The sequence below is a fragment of the Enterobacter sp. HK-058-C-ECC genome, from assembly GCF_047531125.1.
GTDB lineage: Bacteria > Pseudomonadota > Gammaproteobacteria > Enterobacterales > Enterobacteriaceae > Enterobacter > Enterobacter quasiroggenkampii.
The window spans coordinates 18,675-35,962 of record NZ_JBLKCH010000005.1; the positions used below are offsets into that span (position 1 = coordinate 18,675).

Annotated in this window: 15 protein-coding genes; 8 read left to right on the top strand and 7 right to left on the bottom strand. The window is 56.6% G+C overall.

Going from position 1 to position 17,288, the window contains the following annotated elements; all coding sequences use genetic code 11:
• Nucleotides 1-80: 80 nt before the first annotated feature.
• From ACMWJS_RS11580 to mntR, 6 genes are all read right to left on the bottom strand, one after another.
• Nucleotides 81-1,121 (bottom strand): aldo/keto reductase, encoded by a 1,041-nt coding sequence (locus ACMWJS_RS11580; RefSeq protein WP_414747090.1) that lies wholly within the window; start codon nt 1,119-1,121, stop codon nt 81-83.
• A 107-nt stretch (nt 1,122-1,228) separates the two neighbouring features.
• Entirely contained in the window at nt 1,229-2,752 is a 1,524-nt protein-coding gene (locus ACMWJS_RS11585; protein WP_045909419.1) for an efflux transporter outer membrane subunit, read from the bottom strand.
• Complete coding sequence (locus tag ACMWJS_RS11590; RefSeq protein ID WP_048027030.1) at nt 2,752-4,323, bottom strand: DHA2 family efflux MFS transporter permease subunit; 1,572 nt, start codon at nt 4,321-4,323, stop codon at nt 2,752-2,754. The genes ACMWJS_RS11585 and ACMWJS_RS11590 overlap by 1 nt, the downstream gene beginning before the upstream one ends.
• A complete protein-coding gene (locus tag ACMWJS_RS11595) occupies nt 4,320-5,414 on the bottom strand; it encodes an HlyD family secretion protein (RefSeq protein WP_008501178.1) in 1,095 nt (364 codons plus the stop codon). Before ACMWJS_RS11595 ends, ACMWJS_RS11590 begins: the two co-directional genes overlap by 4 nt.
• Before the next feature lie 101 nt (nt 5,415-5,515).
• The gene (locus ACMWJS_RS11600; protein WP_414747091.1) at nt 5,516-6,625 is read right to left on the bottom strand and encodes an anion transporter; all 1,110 of its coding nucleotides are present in this window, start codon (nt 6,623-6,625) and stop codon (nt 5,516-5,518) included.
• A complete protein-coding gene (gene mntR, locus ACMWJS_RS11605) occupies nt 6,622-7,095 on the bottom strand; it encodes a manganese-binding transcriptional regulator MntR (protein ID WP_008501176.1) in 474 nt (157 codons plus the stop codon). Before mntR ends, ACMWJS_RS11600 begins: the two co-directional genes overlap by 4 nt.
• A 183-nt stretch (nt 7,096-7,278) precedes the next feature.
• Between mntR and mntS the strand changes: the two genes are divergently transcribed.
• Both mntS and ACMWJS_RS11615 read left to right on the top strand, forming a co-directional pair.
• Entirely contained in the window at nt 7,279-7,407 is a 129-nt protein-coding gene (gene mntS / locus ACMWJS_RS11610; RefSeq protein WP_008501175.1) for a manganase accumulation protein MntS, read from the top strand.
• 283 nt (nt 7,408-7,690) lie between these two features.
• Entirely contained in the window at nt 7,691-9,274 is a 1,584-nt protein-coding gene (locus tag ACMWJS_RS11615; RefSeq protein WP_063621229.1) for a phosphoethanolamine transferase, read from the top strand.
• Between the two features lie 515 nt (nt 9,275-9,789).
• Here the strand turns inward: ACMWJS_RS11615 and ompX are convergent.
• Nucleotides 9,790-10,308 carry an outer membrane protein OmpX gene (gene ompX / locus ACMWJS_RS11620; protein ID WP_008501173.1) on the bottom strand — a complete coding sequence of 173 codons (519 nt, stop codon included), beginning with the start codon at nt 10,306-10,308 and terminating at the stop codon, nt 9,790-9,792.
• Between the two features lie 354 nt (nt 10,309-10,662).
• Here ompX and rhtA point away from each other — a divergent pair, with 354 nt between their 5' ends.
• The 6 genes from rhtA to ybiO all read left to right on the top strand — a co-directional run bounded on the left by rhtA (nt 10,663) and on the right by ybiO (nt 17,270).
• Complete coding sequence (gene rhtA, locus ACMWJS_RS11625) at nt 10,663-11,550, top strand: threonine/homoserine exporter RhtA (protein WP_008501172.1); 888 nt, start codon at nt 10,663-10,665, stop codon at nt 11,548-11,550.
• 299 nt (nt 11,551-11,849) lie between these two features.
• Nucleotides 11,850-12,353 carry a DNA starvation/stationary phase protection protein Dps gene (gene dps, locus ACMWJS_RS11630; protein WP_008501171.1) on the top strand — a complete coding sequence of 168 codons (504 nt, stop codon included), beginning with the start codon at nt 11,850-11,852 and terminating at the stop codon, nt 12,351-12,353.
• Nucleotides 12,354-12,715: 362 nt separating this feature from the next.
• The gene (gene glnH, locus ACMWJS_RS11635; RefSeq protein WP_023310880.1) at nt 12,716-13,459 is read left to right on the top strand and encodes a glutamine ABC transporter substrate-binding protein GlnH; all 744 of its coding nucleotides are present in this window, start codon (nt 12,716-12,718) and stop codon (nt 13,457-13,459) included.
• 93 nt (nt 13,460-13,552) lie between these two features.
• Complete coding sequence (gene glnP, locus ACMWJS_RS11640) at nt 13,553-14,212, top strand: glutamine ABC transporter permease GlnP (RefSeq protein ID WP_003858462.1); 660 nt, start codon at nt 13,553-13,555, stop codon at nt 14,210-14,212.
• The gene (glnQ, locus tag ACMWJS_RS11645) at nt 14,209-14,931 is read left to right on the top strand and encodes a glutamine ABC transporter ATP-binding protein GlnQ (RefSeq protein ID WP_023292945.1); all 723 of its coding nucleotides are present in this window, start codon (nt 14,209-14,211) and stop codon (nt 14,929-14,931) included. Before glnP ends, glnQ begins: the two co-directional genes overlap by 4 nt.
• A 125-nt stretch (nt 14,932-15,056) precedes the next feature.
• The gene (gene ybiO, locus ACMWJS_RS11650) at nt 15,057-17,270 is read left to right on the top strand and encodes a mechanosensitive channel protein (RefSeq protein WP_048222153.1); all 2,214 of its coding nucleotides are present in this window, start codon (nt 15,057-15,059) and stop codon (nt 17,268-17,270) included.
• Nucleotides 17,271-17,288 lie beyond the last annotated feature (18 nt).

Genomic DNA, 17,288 nt, shown 5'->3' on the forward strand with positions numbered 1-17,288 from the left:
ATCAAAGAGGAGGATCGTTTTTTGTGAGCAATGCGGGAAAAAAAGCCCCGGTAAGCGATGCGCGACCGGGGCAAGAAAGGTTACTGCTGCGCGAGCTGGTTGCGGCGATATTCACCTTGCCGCTCCAGCATCCAGCCAGGATATTCCCGCGGCAGCGCGCTCACCGCATCAAGCTGCTGAAGCTCGTCTTCGCTGAGACGGATCCCGGTGGCGGCAATGTTGTCGTCCAGCTGTTCAACGCGTTTCGCGCCAATGATGACGCTGGTCACCGCTTTCTGATGCAGCAGCCACGCCAGCGCGATTTGCGCGACGGAGACGCCCTTGCTTTCGGCCATCGTGCGCATCACGTCCACGCAGTCGAAGGCGCGATCTTTGTTCACGGGCGGGAAGTCAAACTCCAGACGACGACCACCGGCTTCGCTCTGCCCGTCGCGGCCATATTTTCCGCTCAGCAGGCCGCCTGCCAGCGGGCTCCAGACCATCAGCCCGACGCCTTCGCTCTGCATCATCGGCACCAGCTCGCGCTCAAGATCGCGTCCGGCGATGGTGTAATACGCCTGGAGGGATGCGAAACGCGCCAGCCCGAGACGCTCGGAAATGCCCAGCGCTTTGGCAATCTGCCACGCCGCCCAGTTCGAGACGCCGATATAGCGCACGTGGCCGTGCTGCACCAGGTTATCCAGCGCATACAGCGTCTCTTCAATCGGCGTGGCCGGGTCGAAGCCGTGCAGCTGATAGAGATCGATATGATCGAGCTGCAGGCGGCGCAGGCTCTCCTTCACGCTGCTGATGATGTGATAGCGCGAGCTGCCGCGCGAGTTCACCCCTGCCGTTCCGGTTTCGCCGAACACTTTGGTCGCGACGACCACGTTCTCGCGGGGGATTTTCAGGTTTTTCAGCGCCTGGCCGGTGATCTCCTCCGAACGCCCTTCCGAGTATACGTCCGCGGTATCGATAAAGTTGATCCCGGCATCCAGCGCGCGGCCCACCAGCTGTTCTGCTTCGCTTTGCTGGAGCTGACCAATCTTGCCCCACATGCCGCCTTCACCGCCGAAGGTCATGGTGCCGAGGCACAGTTCAGAAACGAACAGACCGGTGTTGCCCAGTTTTTGATAACGCATAAGATAATCCTCGCATGTCGTTTAAGGGGTACCCGATAGTTATACCCGCCCCTCAGCCATCGCGAATGTGGCGTTCCTGTCCGTTTCTTGCCCAATCCTCTGAAAATTTATCCGCGCGGGGCGTCGCCAAAGACGCTGTAGTCCGGTAATTGCACCTGCTGATACGGCTCCCAGCCGCCGCCGAGCGCCTTGTAGAGCGCCACCAGATCGAGCGCGCTTTGCACCTGCGCCTGCGCGCGCTGCTGCTCGGCCTGCGCCAGCTGTCGCTGGGCGTCCAGCACGTCAATGAAGCTGGCGATCCCCTGGCGGTAGCTGTCGCTGGCTAAATCAAAGGCGTTTTGCAAAGCGTCGATCGTTTTTGCGAGACCTGCTTCACGCTGCTGGTCGGTGCGATAGCTCACCAGCGCGTTTTCGACATCGCCAAGCGCGGTGAGCACCGTCTGACGATAGTCCAGCACCGCCGCCCCCTGCTGCGCGCGCGCCACCTTCACGCTGGAGACCAGCCGACCGCCCTGGAAGATGGGAATGGAGACCTGCGGGCCAAAGCTGTAGAAGTGGCTGCTCCAGTCGGTCAGCCAGTTGGTTTCGCTGTTGCGCAGGCCAAACTGCCCGGAGAGGGTAAAGCTCGGGAACAGCTCCGCCACCGAGACGCCGATTTGCGCCGTGGCGGCATGAAGGTTCGCCTCCGCTTCACGCACGTCCGGACGGCGGCGCGCCAGCGTCGACGGAATGCCGGTCTGCACGATATCCGGCAGCGCGGGCATCGGCTGCACGCTTTGTAATTCCGCATCCAGCGCCCCCGGCGGCTTGCCCAGGAGGATTGCCAGGCCATTCATCGCCTGACGCGCCTGCGCCTGGTACTGCGGCAGCTGCGCCTCCAGGTTACCCAGCTGTGCACGCGCATTCTCCACGTCCATCTGCGGCGACAGCCCGCCGCGCTGGCGGCTCTCGGTCAGATCCAGCGTCTGCTGCGCGCTTTTAATCTGGGTGTTCAGCGTGGCGATAACGCTCTGCGCCCCGCGCAGCTGGAGCCACGCGCGCGCCACTTCCGCCTCCAGCGACACCAGCGCGTCGTTACGCTGCTCGATAGCCGCTTTCTGCTGCGCTTCGGCGGCTTCCACCTGACGACGCACCTTACCCCACAGGTCAATTTCCCACTGGGCGTCGAAGCTGCCCTGGTAGAGGTTGATCGGCTGCGTCAGCGGTCCCAGCGCGCCCTTGAGAGCGGGATCGATGCTATCCACCTGGTCATACACGCCGTGGGATTTCAGCTCCCCTTCCAGCCCGAGCTGCTGGCGCGTCGCCTGCAGATTGCCGTTCACCGACGGATAAAATGCCCCGCCCGCCTGGTTAATCTGTTCGCGCGCGCCGGCGATGCGCAGCACCGTCTGCTGCAGCGTCAGGTTCCCGGCAATGGCGCGCTCCACCAGGCTGTCGAGCTGTGGCGAGCCGAAGGTCTTCCACCAGCGCGGGTTGGTCGCGGCGGAGGTCGTCTGCGATTTTACCGCGCTGTCGCCCTTATCGTTCCAGTGCGTGACAGCAGGCGGCGCGGGCGGTTGATAGTCCGGTCCGACGGCGCAGCCTGCCAGCAGCATCATTATCATCAGGGGGTGTAAACGTCTGTGTATCATCAATGTGCTCCTGCACTCCCCTCGCTCTTAACCGGCGAGAGCAACAAACAAAACGGAATCAGTAACAAGGCCACGGCGCTCAGGATGGTGAAGACGTCGATGTAGGCCAAAAAGCGCGACTGCTCGATCATGGTCTGGTACAGGCGTCCGGTGGCGATGCCGGTGGGGTCTCCCACCTGGGTCGTGAAGTTCTGGATCGCCTGGGCGCTTTCGCGTATCGCCTGCTGGAACTGCTCGTTAAACGGCGAGGCGTGATACGCCAGATGCGCACTGTGCGCCTGGGATCGTTCGGTGATGGCCGCCGTCGACAGGGAGATCCCGACCGAGCCCGCGACGTTACGGAACATGGTGAACAGCGCTGCCGCATCGGCATTCAGCCGTCTTGGAATCGAAATAAAGGCAATGGTGGTCAGGGGCACAAACAGGAACCCCAACCCCAGCGACTGGGCGCTGCGGAACAGCACCAGCGTCTCGAAGTCGATATCCGGGGTCAGCGTGCGCGACCAGAAGAACGACACCGCCAGACAGGTAAAGCCAAAGGCAATAATCCAGCGCGTTTGCACCACCGGCATCAGCTTCAGCACCAGCGGAATGGTCAGCACAATCAGCACCGCCCCGGGCGACAGCACCAGGCCGGACCAGGTGGCGGTATAGCCCAGGTCCTGCTGCGCCAGCTGCGGGATCACCACGGAACTGCCGTACAAAATCATCGCCATCCCCGCCATCAGCAGGCTGGAGATGGCAAAGTTGCGGTCCTTCATGCAGTGCAGATCCACCACCGGTTTTCTGGCATACACCAGCCAGTAAATGGCACCGATAATGCCGATAAGCGTTAATACCGCGAAGGTACGAATAAAGTTTGAGTAGAACCAGTCCTCATCTTCCCCCCGGTCAAGCATCACCTGCAGGCAGCCCAGCCCCAGGGCAATCAGGCCGATCCCCGTCCAGTCGATAGTCAGCTTCTCTTTTGACTTGCTCTCCCACGGCGGATCTTCCAGCAACTGGTAGATCGCCAGCACAGTGACAATCCCCACCGGGATGTTGATAAAGAACACCCAGCGCCAGGAGTAGTTGTCGGTGATCCAGCCCCCCAGCGTCGGGCCGAGGACCGGTGCAACGATAATCGCGATGGACGAGAGCCCAAAGGCTTTGCCCCTGTCCTCCGGCTTGAAGTAGTCGAGCAGTACCGACTGCTGCGTGGGCTGTAGTCCGCCGCCAAAAAAGCCCTGCATCACGCGGAACAGGATGATCTGCCACAGCTCGGTGGCGATGCCGCAGAGGAACGAGCAGACGGTGAACATGACGATGCAGATCAGGAAGAACTGCTTGCGGCCGAAGACGCGGCTCAGAAACGCCGAGATGGGCAGCACGATGCCGTTCGCGACCAGGTAGCTGGTTAACACCCAGGTGGATTCGTCATAGCTGGACGAGAGCGAGCCTGCCACGTGCGGCAGCGCCACGTTGACGATAGTGGTGTCCAGAATCTCCATAAACACCGCCAGGGTGACGACAATCGCCACCGCCCACGGATTGCTGGCGGGCTTCCAGCTGTCGTGGCTGTGATCCGTCATTCCACCGTCACCTTCGGCGCAACCGACAGCCCCAGCGGCAGCGGTTTGTTCGGATCGAGCCCCTTATCAATCACGATTTTGACCGGCACGCGCTGCACAATTTTGACGAAGTTACCGGTAGCATTTTCTGCCGGGAAGGCGGAGAAGCGCGAGCCGCTGCCCTGCTGGATGCTGTCAACGTGGCCCTCAAGCGCCATATCCGGCCACGCGTCGACGGACACGGTGACCTTATCGCCGGGCTTCATGCGCTCAAGCTGGGACTCTTTGAAGTTCGCTACCACCCACACGTTCGGCGAAACCAGGGAGAACAACGCCGTTCCCGCCTGCACCAGCGTGCCGGGCTGAACGTTGCGTTTGGTGACAAACCCGTCGAACGGGGCGCGGACTTCGGTGTAAGAGAGGTTCAGATTGGCCGTTTCCAGCTGCGCTTTCGCCTGCTCGACCTGACGCTCGCGCGCTTCAACGTTGGTTTCCTGCTGGCGGATTTGCAGCTGGACCTGCTCTGCCACCTCCAGCTGCGCCTGGGCGCTGGCCAGCCCCGCCTGCGCGCTGCGCAGCTGAGCGTTCGCCGAATCAATGCTTTGCTGGGTAGTTGCCCGCGGGTCGACGCCGCGCTGGCGACGGTACTCCGCCTGCGCGTTCGCCAGATCGGCCTGCGCTTTCAGCACCTGCGCTTTGGCTTCGTCACGCTGGGCGGGATACTGCACTTTTGAGAGCGCCAGCTGCGCCTGAGCCTGGTGCAGCTGCGCGATGGCCAGCCCAAGCTGGGCCTGAGCCTGATCGCGCTGCGCGGTGGTATCACGCGGATCGATGACCACCAGCAGATCGCCCTTTTTCACGCGCTGGTTATCGCGCACCCGCAGCTCGGTGACGTAGCCTGCCGTTTTCGGGGCAATCGTCACCACGTCGCCGTCGGTAAAGGCGTCGTCAGTCGTCTCTTCGTTACGGGTTAAAAACCACCAGACCAGCGCCACGACAACCATCACCACCACGACAATGCCGAGGATAATTAACGGTTTTTTGCCCGGGCGCTTACGCTCATTATTATTTTTGTCCTGCTCGTCAGCAGGTGGAGTTTGATCTTCAGCCATAGTTCAGCAACGGTCCTGTCAGTGAGCGGCATCACACTATGCCGTTCACTAAAGCTAGGACGTTGCTATACGTTTGCCAGGAAAAACTGACAAATTGCGCACTATATGAGAAGGAATATTCCGAAACCGATCGCCGCGGCCCAAACCAGCATCGGTATCGACCAGAGATGGAAGCGCCACCAGATACGACGGTCGTTGGCCATGCGCAGGGCAATCAGGTTGGCCAGCGAGCCGGGCAACAGCCCAAACCCGCCGATATTCACCGCCCAGGCCAGCAGCGTGTCCGGCGGAACATAGTTGAGCAGCAGAATGGTGGACGGCACGTTGCTGATAACCTGCGACAGGCCAATCGCCGTCAGCCACAGTCCCGGCTGAGACAGCGTACTGACGCTGTGGAGCACGTTTTGCAGCACCGGAAGCTGGATAAGCAGATGCACATCAATAAACATCACCATAAAGACCAGCAGCAGCGTCCAGTCCACGCTGACCAGCACGCGCCGCGCCAGGACGACAAAGCCTGCGGCGACCAGCAGGACACCCGCCAGCTCATACTTCAGCTCGAGCGCGAACAGAAAGACGATGTATAACCCGAGACAGCTCCAGACCAGACGCGGCTGCCACTGCGGGCCCGTGGTGCCGCTGTGGTATTGCAGTTTTTTATCCGGAAACGCAAACCAGCAGACCGCCAGCAGCGACAGCATCATCACCAGCGCCAGCGGCGCCATCTGCCAGGTAAAGGCGGCAAACGACAGCCCGGAACGTCCCCAGAGGAGGATATTTTGCGGGTTGCCGATAGGCGTTAACAGAGAACCGGCGTTAACGGCGAGCGCTTCAAAGATGATCAGCCGACTGACCGGGATCTCGCAAAGCTTACGCAGCGTGAGCGTGAGGGGCACGATGATAAACAGCGCCACGTCGTTGGTCAGAAACGTCGACAGCACCGCGGCGGAAAACACCATAAACAGGGACAGCCTGCGCTCGGTGGCAAAGCGGCGCACCATTTTACGGCCCAGCACGTCAAAATAGCCGCTCAGCTCAACCCCTTTGGTGAGCATCATCAGGCCGCTCAGGGTAATGATGGTGCGCCAGTCAATGGCGGCGGGCCAGGCCTGCGGCGCAAACGGCACAAAGAGGCTTAACCCTGCGCCAATGAGTAATAAGAGATGGAAGAAACGATCGCGTGCCAGGGCCTGCAGTCCAGGGATTTTCATTCAGCGGAGGGACCATATTTAAGCGTAAACTCACGAAACTTCACCAGCGTCTCTTCGCTGACGTGGTGTTCCATTCCTTCCGCATCCCGGCGGGCAATCTCCGGGCTGACGCCCAGCACCAGTAAAAAATTCTCGACAAGCTGGTGGCGCTCGCGGCTCTCCTGCGCGAGTTTCTCCCCTTCTGGTGTCAGAAAGACCCCGCGCCAGGGGATCATTTCTATTAGGCCCACGGAGGCGAGACGTTTTAACATTTTTGCGACAGTTGGCTGCGATACCCCCAGCCTGGCGGCCATATCGACCTGACGCGCTTCCCCGACCTCACGAATCAGATCGGAAATGAGTTCAACATAATCATCAATCAGTTCACGCCGGTGCGCTTCACGGACCTGGCGAAAACCTTCGACATGCTCTTCAACATTCACCAGTTGCGTCGTTTTTTTAATGGTTGGCTTACCTGCGCGACGGTTCATTGTACTTCCTCAGTGGGATGACGCTTCCAGCGCCCGGTATCGAGAGCGCACATTGTAAACCATCCCTCCACAAGCACAAAAAATTAACGAAATAGCCATAGCTATACAATATAGCCTGTGCTATATCTGTATGTAATGCAGTCACCCTTCACGGATCGAAGGGATCAAAAATCAGGAGGTCTTATGAACGAATTCAAGAGGTGCATGACCGTGTTTACCCACTCACCCTTTAAAGTGCGCTTAATGCTGCTGAACATGCTGTGCGATATGTTTAACGGCAAACCGCATCAGGATGACAAACCTTCCCACTAAGCGGCGTCGCGGTACGCCGCTTCATTTTCCCGTCACATTTTCGCTGTAAACTGGCTTCCAGCCGCCCTATTCCCGATCTTTTTTACGGATTTGCAATCTCCTTCGCAAAACATCTGCTTAGCAACTGTTGATATTATTTAGCGCTCGCACTATCTTCTTGCAGCCCTGCACAATTTGCGGCTCGCTGAAGCGGACCCTCATTCCCTCTCCACGCACTGTCAGGCAGGTTATGACCCTTGACGCCAGGGTGAGCACATGGCGTTTTCATCCATGATAGTGACCTATGAATTTAACCCTGATAGATACCGTTGTGACCCGCAGCCGGGCCTTAAGCCCGTGGACGGGGTTTTACTTTTTGCAGTCATTACTGATTAACTTTGCGCTCGGTTATCCCTTTAGTCTGCTCTACGCGGTGGCCTTCACCTGCATTCTGCATGTGCTGTGGCGAGCCGCGCCGCGCGCGCAAAAAGCATTAATCGGCATCTGTTCGCTGGTTGCGGCACTCTATTTTCCGTTTGGTCAGGCGTACGGCTCGCCAAACTTTAATACCCTGCTGGCGCTGCACTCGACCAATATGGAAGAGTCGACGGAGATCCTGACGATCTTCCCGTGGTACAGCTACGTGGTCGGGCTCTTTATCTTCGCGTTGGGCGTTATCGCCATCCGTCGTCAGCCGGGCGAGAAAAAATCCTGGGGTAAGATCGACATACTCTGTCTGGTGTTCAGCGTTGCCGTAGCGTTTGTCGCCCCCATCCAGAATATTCCCTGGGACGGTAAGCTAAGACTTATTAACATCGGCTATCCGGTTTTCCGCTTCGTGAAAGACGTCGTGGTAAATAATAAAGAGGTTCTCGACGAACAGGCCCGCATGGCTGAGCTTTCCAATATGAAAGACACCTGGAACGTGCTGGCCGTTAAGCCGAAATATCACACCTATGTGGTGGTGATTGGCGAAAGCGCGCGTCGCGATGCAATGGGGGCGTTTGGCGGCCACTGGGACAACACCCCGTTCGCGAGTTCGGTCAAAGGCACCCTGTTTACCGATTATGTCGCGGCCAGCGGCTCAACGCAGAAATCGCTCGGCCTGACCCTTAACCGGGTGGTGGATGGCAAACCGCAGTATCAGGATAATTTCGTCACCCTGGCAAACCGCGCAGGTTTTCAGACGTGGTGGTTCTCTAATCAGGGGCAAATTGGCGAATACGATACGGCCATCGCCAGCATCGCCAAACGGGCTGACGAAGTGCAGTTCCTGAAAAATGGCGACTTTGAAGCCGACAAAAATACCAAAGACGAAGCGCTGCTGAAAATGACGGCGCAGGTCTTCGCGACCCCGCGCACCCAGCCTCAGCTGATCGTCCTGCATCTGATGGGGTCGCACCCGCAGGCCTGCGATCGGACCGGCGGGAAGTACGCGGAGTTCGTGCAGTCCAAAGAGACCTCCTGCTATCTCTACACCATGACGCAAACCGACGACCTGCTGAGCAAGCTCTACGATCAGCTGCGCAATACGGGCGACAGCTTCTCCCTGGTCTATTTCTCGGATCACGGACTGGCGTTTAAGGAGCGCGGGAAAGAGGTGCAGTACCTGGCGCACGATGACAAGTTCCAGCAGAACTTCCAGGTGCCGTTTATGGTGCTGTCGAGTGACGATAAAACGCATCGCGTCATTAAAGCGCGTCGTTCAGCGAATGATTTCCTGCAGTTTTTCTCGCAGTGGACGGGGATTACCGCCGGGCAGATAAAAAACGCTTACCCGTTTGTCTCTAACAAGAAAGCTCCCCAAGTGTACGTTACCAACTTCAAGTTACAGAAAGTTGACTACAACCATCTGGGTACGGATATTTTTGATATTAAGAGTAAGTAGCGGTCTGATGCCCTCACCCTGGTCCTCTCCTACAGGGCTGAGGCCTGCACGGACGACTCCCTCTCCTTTGAGGGAGAGGGATGGGGTGAGGGGGAACATACGGCTCTGGTGGTCATTCCGTTCACTTTATGTTCCTTGCTACTCTGTAACGACATCACCGGTGAACGTGCCAGGGTGGCTCAGTCGCCACCACCCTGGCGACCCGGGCTCCCGGCGGTAAATCGCCGCTTCGCGGTACCCTCAGCTTATTCCTTCAGGCTATCGGGTCGGGCATGAGCCTGCATCCCTGCAGGCCACGCCCTCTCGGCGCATCCCTGCGCCTCGCCCCGGCCTTACGGAAACGCTTCGGCGATTTACAGCCGGACCATAGCATCGCTGAAATTTAATCATTTCACTTCAAAACCTGAATCGCTTCTGGTTTAAAGTTACCTGGGATCTTTCCTCACAGCGGGAGGGAACAAAATAAAAAAAAATCCGCCACAGTGGGCGGATTTTTTATTTAATCACCGAAGTGATTAGAAGCGGTAACCTACGCCCGCGATCCAGGTGCCAACGTCAACGTTGCGGATACGGCTCTGCTCATAGGAGAAGTCCAGAGCAACGTCCTGGATTGGGTTGAACTGCAGGCCTGCGCCATAGGAGAAGCCGTAGTCGCTGTTGCTTGCAGTGCGGTTCAGACCTTCGTTTTCGGTCTGCTGGAATTTACCGTAGCCAACACCTACAACACCGTAGATGCTTGCCCAGTCGTTCAGACGGTAAGCTGGGCCCGCGGTGATACCGTAGTACTGGCCTTTGTTGTATGCGCCGTTTTCAGAACGATCTTTCTCGGTGTAGGTGAAAGAACCGATCACGCCCAGTGGGTTGTTATCCTGCTCGTAACGATACTTCAGGTTGAAACCGTTAGCTTTGTTCATCACGCCCTGATAGTCGCTCTGAGCGTAACCACCAGTAACAGTAGAAGTAGCAGCTACAGCGGTACCTGCGGAAACAGCCAGTACAGCGGCCAGTGCTGAAAGACATGCAATTTTTTTCATAACCACCTCAAATGTGATCCAAGTAAGTCCGTAAGTTTTAAATATATCAAAAAAATTTGCGAAACTCTTTGTGATTCGTGATGTCTAATGAAACCTTTCCTGTAACAGAACGTTTCCAGCATCAGCTATCTCTTTCAAATCACATGCAATTTTCACTACTAAATGCGCATAGTGCGCGTCTGCGCAGTTACATTCATCCAGATTATTCCTAATCTGACAGGCGATAAATCCACCAGCGCTTAACCATTTTACGGATTTCACCTGCTTTTTTTTCAACAGTACCTCAACCGTAGCCGCATATTTCCTTTACACTGCAACCTTTACCTCATTTGACATAAGCTGACAGGAGAAAGGATGCCTGGGTTATCCCGCACGTCGTCGGTCTGGTTGCCGGTAGCCGTCATACTCATTGCCATGTTGTCCATTCAAAGCGGCGCCTCGCTGGCAAAATCGCTTTTTCCGCTGGTTGGCGCGCCCGGGGTGACCGCCCTGCGTATTGTGCTGGGCACGGCGATACTGGTGGTCATTTTTAAACCGTGGCGTCTGCGCTTCAAAAAGGAGCAGCGTTTACCGCTGCTGTTTTATGGACTCTCCCTGGGAGCAATGAACTATCTGTTCTACCTCTCCATCCAGACGATACCGTTGGGTATTGCCGTCGCGCTGGAGTTTACCGGCCCGCTGGCAGTGGCGCTGTTCTCCTCCCGACGTCCGGTCGATTTTATCTGGGTCGTGTTAGCCGTACTGGGCTTATGGTTCCTGCTGCCGCTGGGCCAGAGCGTTTCTGAGATTGATCTGACGGGCGCAGCGCTGGCGCTGGGCGCAGGTGCCTGCTGGGCTGTCTATATCCTCACCGGCCAGCGCGCAGGGGAAGAGCACGGTCCGGCGACCGTCGCGTTGGGTTCCCTGATTGCGGCCATCGTGTTTGTGCCCATCGGTATGGCGCAGGCGACAGAGTCTATCTGGCAATGGTCCGTCATGCCCATCGGTCTGGCGGTCGCGATTCTCTCTACCGCACTCCCCTATTCTCTGGAGATGATTGCGCTGACGCGTCTGCCGACACGCATATTTGGCACCCTGATGAGTATGGAGCCTGCGCTTGCCGCGATTTCCGGGATGGTGTTTCTCGGCGAAACCCTGACATTGACCCAGACGCTGGCGCTCTGCTCGATTATCGCGGCATCAATGGGCTCGACGCTTACCATGCGCCCGGAGCCAAAAGTTGAGAAAGTGGATATCAACTAAGGCCATATATTCTGCATGGCTTCCACGCCATGCAGAATAAAGGCCAGAAACACAGGCGTTATAATTTCTTACACACTCACTCCTGCCAGCAAAATATTCCTCTGCGTTAACTTCCCCATTCAGCAATTAAGATTGATCTGTATCAATTTATAAATTATCTAATACTTTCAATAAATTAAATTCTCAACCTCCTTCTCGCTATTAAACCGATAGGCACAGCCAAACCGCAGAGAAAAAATCCGGTGCTATACTTAGTTCCGTAATTACCTGGGACATAAACATCAAGAGGATATGAGATTATGAGTACCGCTAAACTGGTGAAAACGAAAGCGTCTAATCTGCTTTATACCCGTAACGATGTATCGGACAGCGACAAAAAAGCGACCATTGAGTTGCTGAATCGCCAGGTGATCCAGTTCATCGATCTTTCGCTGATCACCAAACAGGCCCACTGGAATATGCGCGGTGCAAACTTTATTGCCGTTCATGAAATGCTGGATGGCTTCCGCACAGCACTGGTTACCCACCTCGATACGATGGCTGAACGTGCCGTTCAGTTAGGCGGCGTGGCGCTGGGCACCACGCAGGTGATCAACAGCAAAACCCCGCTGAAAAGCTATCCGCTGGATATCCATACCGTTCAGGATCACCTGAAAGAGCTGGCGGACCGCTATGCGATTGTGGCGAACGATGTGCGCAAAGCGATTAGCGAAGCGAAAGACGAAGATACCGCAGACATCTTCACCGCCGCGTCCCGCGATCTGGATCAGTTCCTGTGGTTCATCGAATCTAACATCGAATAATTCATACGAATTTACTATCAAACCCTCGCCCTTCGGTGAGGGTTTTGCACATCTATGGTGCACGTTTTTTGCCTGAGAACGTGCAAAAGTGAAGAAATTGTAATAATCACCTCACACAACCGTTAACGGAAGATTGTTTTTTCGTCAGAATTTACGCTAAATATCTCCCCGTCAGTTGAGCCAAACGAAGTGCACCAAAACAGTGCTCCACTTTGGTGCAATAAGACCTCATTGCCCCATTTATTGTGCAATGCATGACATCATCCCCTTTGCAAAACAATAACTTGTAAAGTTGGCACGATTTTTTCATTGTGCCAGCTGTTCTCGCAGGGGATCGCCCCGTGGATATAAAAGGAAATGCTATGAAGTCTGTATTAAAAGTTTCACTGGCTGCACTTACCCTGGCTTTTGCGGTGTCCTCTCAGGCTGCCGACAAACTGGTTGTGGCGACCGACACGGCGTTCGTTCCGTTTGAATTCAAACAGGGTGATAAATACGTTGGTTTCGATGTGGATCTGTGGGCAGCCGTCGCAAAAGAACTCAAACTGGATTACACCCTGAAGCCGATGGACTTCAGCGGCATCATCCCGGCACTGCAAACCAAGAACGTTGATCTGGCTCTGGCGGGTATCACCATCACCGACGAACGTAAAAAAGCGATCGACTTCTCTGATGGCTACTACAAAAGCGGCCTGCTGGTGATGGTCAAAGCCGATAATAACGACGTAAAAAGCGTGAAAGATCTCGACGGCAAAGTGGTGGCAGTGAAGAGCGGCACCGGTTCGGTTGATTACGCGAAAGCCAATATCAAAACCAAAGACCTGCGTCAGTTCCCGAACATCGACAACGCGTACATGGAACTCGGCACCAACCGTGCTGACGCTGTTCTGCACGACACGCCGAACATCCTGTACTTCATCAAAACAGCCGGTAACGGCAAGTTCAAAGCCGTTGGCGAGTCTCTGGAAGCCCAGCAGTACGGTATCGCGTTCCCGAAAGGCAGCGACGACCTGCGCACGAAAGTTAACGGCGCGCTGAAAACGCTGAAAGAGAACGGCACCTATAACGAAATCTACAAAAAATGGTTCGGTACCGAGCCTAAATAATTTCACCTGAATTCAGGTTTGTAACGCCCGGTGGCGCTGCCGCTTACCGGGCCTACGTTTTTCGTTTTTCACCACGGTATACAGGAATACATCATGCAGTTTGACTGGAGCGCCATCTGGCCTGCCATTCCACTCTTGCTTGAAGGCGCTAAAATGACCCTGTGGATTTCGGTCCTGGGTCTGGTTGGCGGGTTGATTATCGGTCTTGTCGCCGGTTTCGCCCGTACCTACGGTGGCTGGATTGCAAACCACATCGCACTGGTTTTCATCGAAGTGATCCGCGGCACCCCTATTGTCGTGCAGGTCATGTTCATTTACTTCGCCCTGCCTATGGCGTTCACTGACCTGCGCATCGACCCGTTCAGCGCAGCCGTCGTCACCATTATGATCAACTCAGGCGCCTACATTGCGGAAATTACCCGCGGTGCGGTGCTGTCGATTCATAAAGGTTTCAGTGAAGCCGGTCTGGCATTAGGCCTTTCACGTCGCGAAACGATCCGCCACGTTATTCTGCCGCTGGCGCTGCGTCGCATGCTGCCACCGCTGGGTAACCAGTGGATCATCAGCATTAAAGATACGTCGCTGTTCATTGTTATCGGCGTGGCCGAACTGACCCGTCAGGGGCAGGAGATCATTGCTGGCAACTTCCGCGCGCTGGAAATCTGGAGTGCGGTGGCCGTGGTCTACCTGATCATTACTCTGGTTCTGAGCTTCGTTCTGCGTCGTCTTGAAAGAAGGATGAAAATCCTGTGATTGAATTTAAAAACGTTTCCAAGCACTTTGGCCCAACCCAGGTGCTGCACAATATCGATCTGAACATCCAGCAGGGTGAAGTGGTGGTCATTATCGGGCCATCCGGCTCCGGTAAGTCGACCCTGCTGCGCTGCATCAACAAGCTGGAAGAGATCACCAGCGGCGATCTGATCGTCGATGGTCTGAAGGTGAATGACCCGAAAGTGGATGACCGTCTGATTCGTCAGGAAGCGGGCATGGTGTTCCAGCAGTTCTACCTGTTCCCGCACCTGACGGCGCTGGAGAACGTGATGTTTGGCCCCCTGCGCGTGCGCGGCGCCAACAAAGCGGCGGCAGAAGCGCTGGCCAAAGATCTGCTGGCGAAAGTCGGCCTGGCTGAACGCGCGCACCACTACCCTTCTGAGCTGTCCGGTGGTCAACAGCAGCGCGTGGCAATTGCCCGCGCGCTGGCGGTCAAACCGAAACTGATGCTGTTTGATGAGCCTACGTCCGCACTCGACCCGGAGCTGCGCCACGAGGTGCTGAAGGTCATGCAGGATCTGGCGGAAGAAGGGATGACGATGGTTATCGTGACCCACGAAATCGGCTTCGCTGAGAAAGTGGCGTCCCGCCTGATCTTTATTGATAAAGGCCGTATCGCGGAAGACGGTAACCCGCAGGAATTGATTGCGAACCCGCCGAGCCCGCGTCTGCAGGAGTTCCTGCAGCACGTCTCCTGATCCCTCGCTTGACGCTAAAGCCGGGCTTGCCCGGCTTTTTTACGCCAGATTGTTCCCAAAAATCCCCCTCCGCGTCCCGACTTCTATACTTATCATTTTGTTCGACATTTTCACCGGAGGACGCCGTGCCGTGGATCCTGTTGCTGTTGATTAGCCTGTTTAGTGCGCCATCGTTCGCCGTCGCGATCCCCGGCGTGACCACCGGAACAACCGCCAGTCAGCAAAGTACGCCCCCTCCTGAACCCGATGTCGAACAGAAAAAAGCCGCCTACAGCGCCCTCGCCGACGTCCTTGAGAACGACACCTCCCGGCAGGAACTCATCAGCCAGCTGCGGAAAGTGGCCGCCACGCCGCCGCAGGAGCCGGTGCCTGTCATCACCCCTCCTCAGGTGGAGGAACAAAAAACGGTGCTGGAAAACGTCACCGACGTGAGCCGACACTATGGGGAAGCGCTCTCCTCGCGCTTTGCTCAGCTCTACCGCAACCTGATTGGCTCACCGCATAAGCCGTTTAACCCACAAACGTTTACCGCCGCCGCCACGCAGTTCCTGATGCTGGCCGGTGCAGTCTTCCTTTTTTACTGGCTGGTGCGCCTGTGCGCGTGGCCGCTGTACCGCAAAATGGGGCAATGGGGACGCAGAAAGAATCAGCAGAAAAGCAGCTGGCTGCACCTGCCGTTGATGATAGCCTCAGCGTTTATCATTGATTTACTGCTGCTGGCGCTGACGCTGTTCTTAGGCCAGATGCTGGCCGACAGGCTGAACGCGGGCAACAAAACCATCGCCTTCCAGCAGTCGCTTTTCCTGAATGCCTTTGCCCTGATTGAGTTCTTCAAGGCGCTGCTGCGATTACTCTTTTGTCCCCACGTACCGGCGCTGCGTCCTTTCGCCATCCGGGATGAAACGGCGAAGTACTGGGCGCTGCGCCTGAGCGTGCTCAGCGGGCTGATTGGCTACGGCCTGCTGGTTGCCGTGCCGATCATCTCCAACCAGGTGAACGTCCAGTTTGGCGCACTGGCAAACGTCATTATCATGATCTGCATTACCGTCTGGTCGCTGTATCTGATCTTCCACAATAAAAAAACCATTACCCAAAGCCTGCTGAATCTGGCCGATCGCTCCCTTTCGTTCTTTAGCCTGTTTATCCGCGCTTTCGCCCTGGTGTGGCACTGGCTGGCAAGCGCCTACTTCATCGTATTGTGCTTCTTCTCGCTGTTCGACCCGGGCAATAGCCTGAAATTCATGATGGGGGCGACGTTCAAAAGCCTGGCCATTATCGGCATCGCGGCGTTTGTGTCGGGGCTGCTGTCGCGCTGGATTTCGAAAACCATCACCCTGTCGCCGCAGGTACAGCGTAATTACCCGGAACTGCAAAAACGGGTAAACGGCTGGATGTCGGTATCGCTGAAGGTGGCGCGCATCCTCACCGTCTGCGTGGCGATTATGCTGCTCCTGAATGCGTGGAGCCTGTTTGATTTCTGGAACTGGCTGCACAACGGTGCGGGTGAGAAAACGGTCGACATCCTGATTCGCATCGCGTTGATTTTGTTCTTCTCTGCCGTCGGCTGGACGCTGCTGGCGAGCCTTATCGAGAACCGTCTGGTGTCGGATATTCATGGCCGTCCCCTGCCCAGCGCGCGGGCAAGAACGCTGTTAACCCTGTTCCGCAACGCGCTGGCGGTCATTATCAGTACCATCACCATTATGATTGTGCTGTCGGAAATCGGGGTGAATATCGCCCCGCTGCTGGCCGGTGCCGGTGCTCTGGGGCTGGCGATCTCCTTCGGGTCGCAAACGCTGGTGAAGGATATTATTACCGGCATCTTTATCCAGTTTGAGAACGGGATGAACACGGGCGATCTGGTGACTATTGGGCCGTTAACCGGCACCGTTGAGAGGATGTCGATTCGCTCGGTGGGCGTGCGCCAGGACACCGGGGCGTACCACATCATTCCCTGGTCCTCGATAACCACCTTCGCCAACTTTGTACGCGGCATTGGCTCCGTGGTAGCGAACTACGATGTGGATCGTCATGAGGATGCCGATAAAGCGAAGCAGGCGCTGCGCGATGCGGTAGAAGAGCTGATGCAGATGGAGGACATTCGCGGACTGGTGATTGGCGAGCCGTCATTTGCCGGCATTGTCGGGCTGACGAACACGGCCTTTACCCTGCGCGTGTCGTTCACCACCCAGCCGCTGAAGCAGTGGACGGTGCGCTTTGCGCTCGACAGCATGGTGAAAAAACACTTCGATCTGGCGAACGTGCGGATGCCGGTCCAGACCTATCAGGTACTGTCGCCGCCCGCAGCGCCGCTCCCACCGCAGGAGCCGACGCTGTAGCCTCGTGGCCGGGTGGCG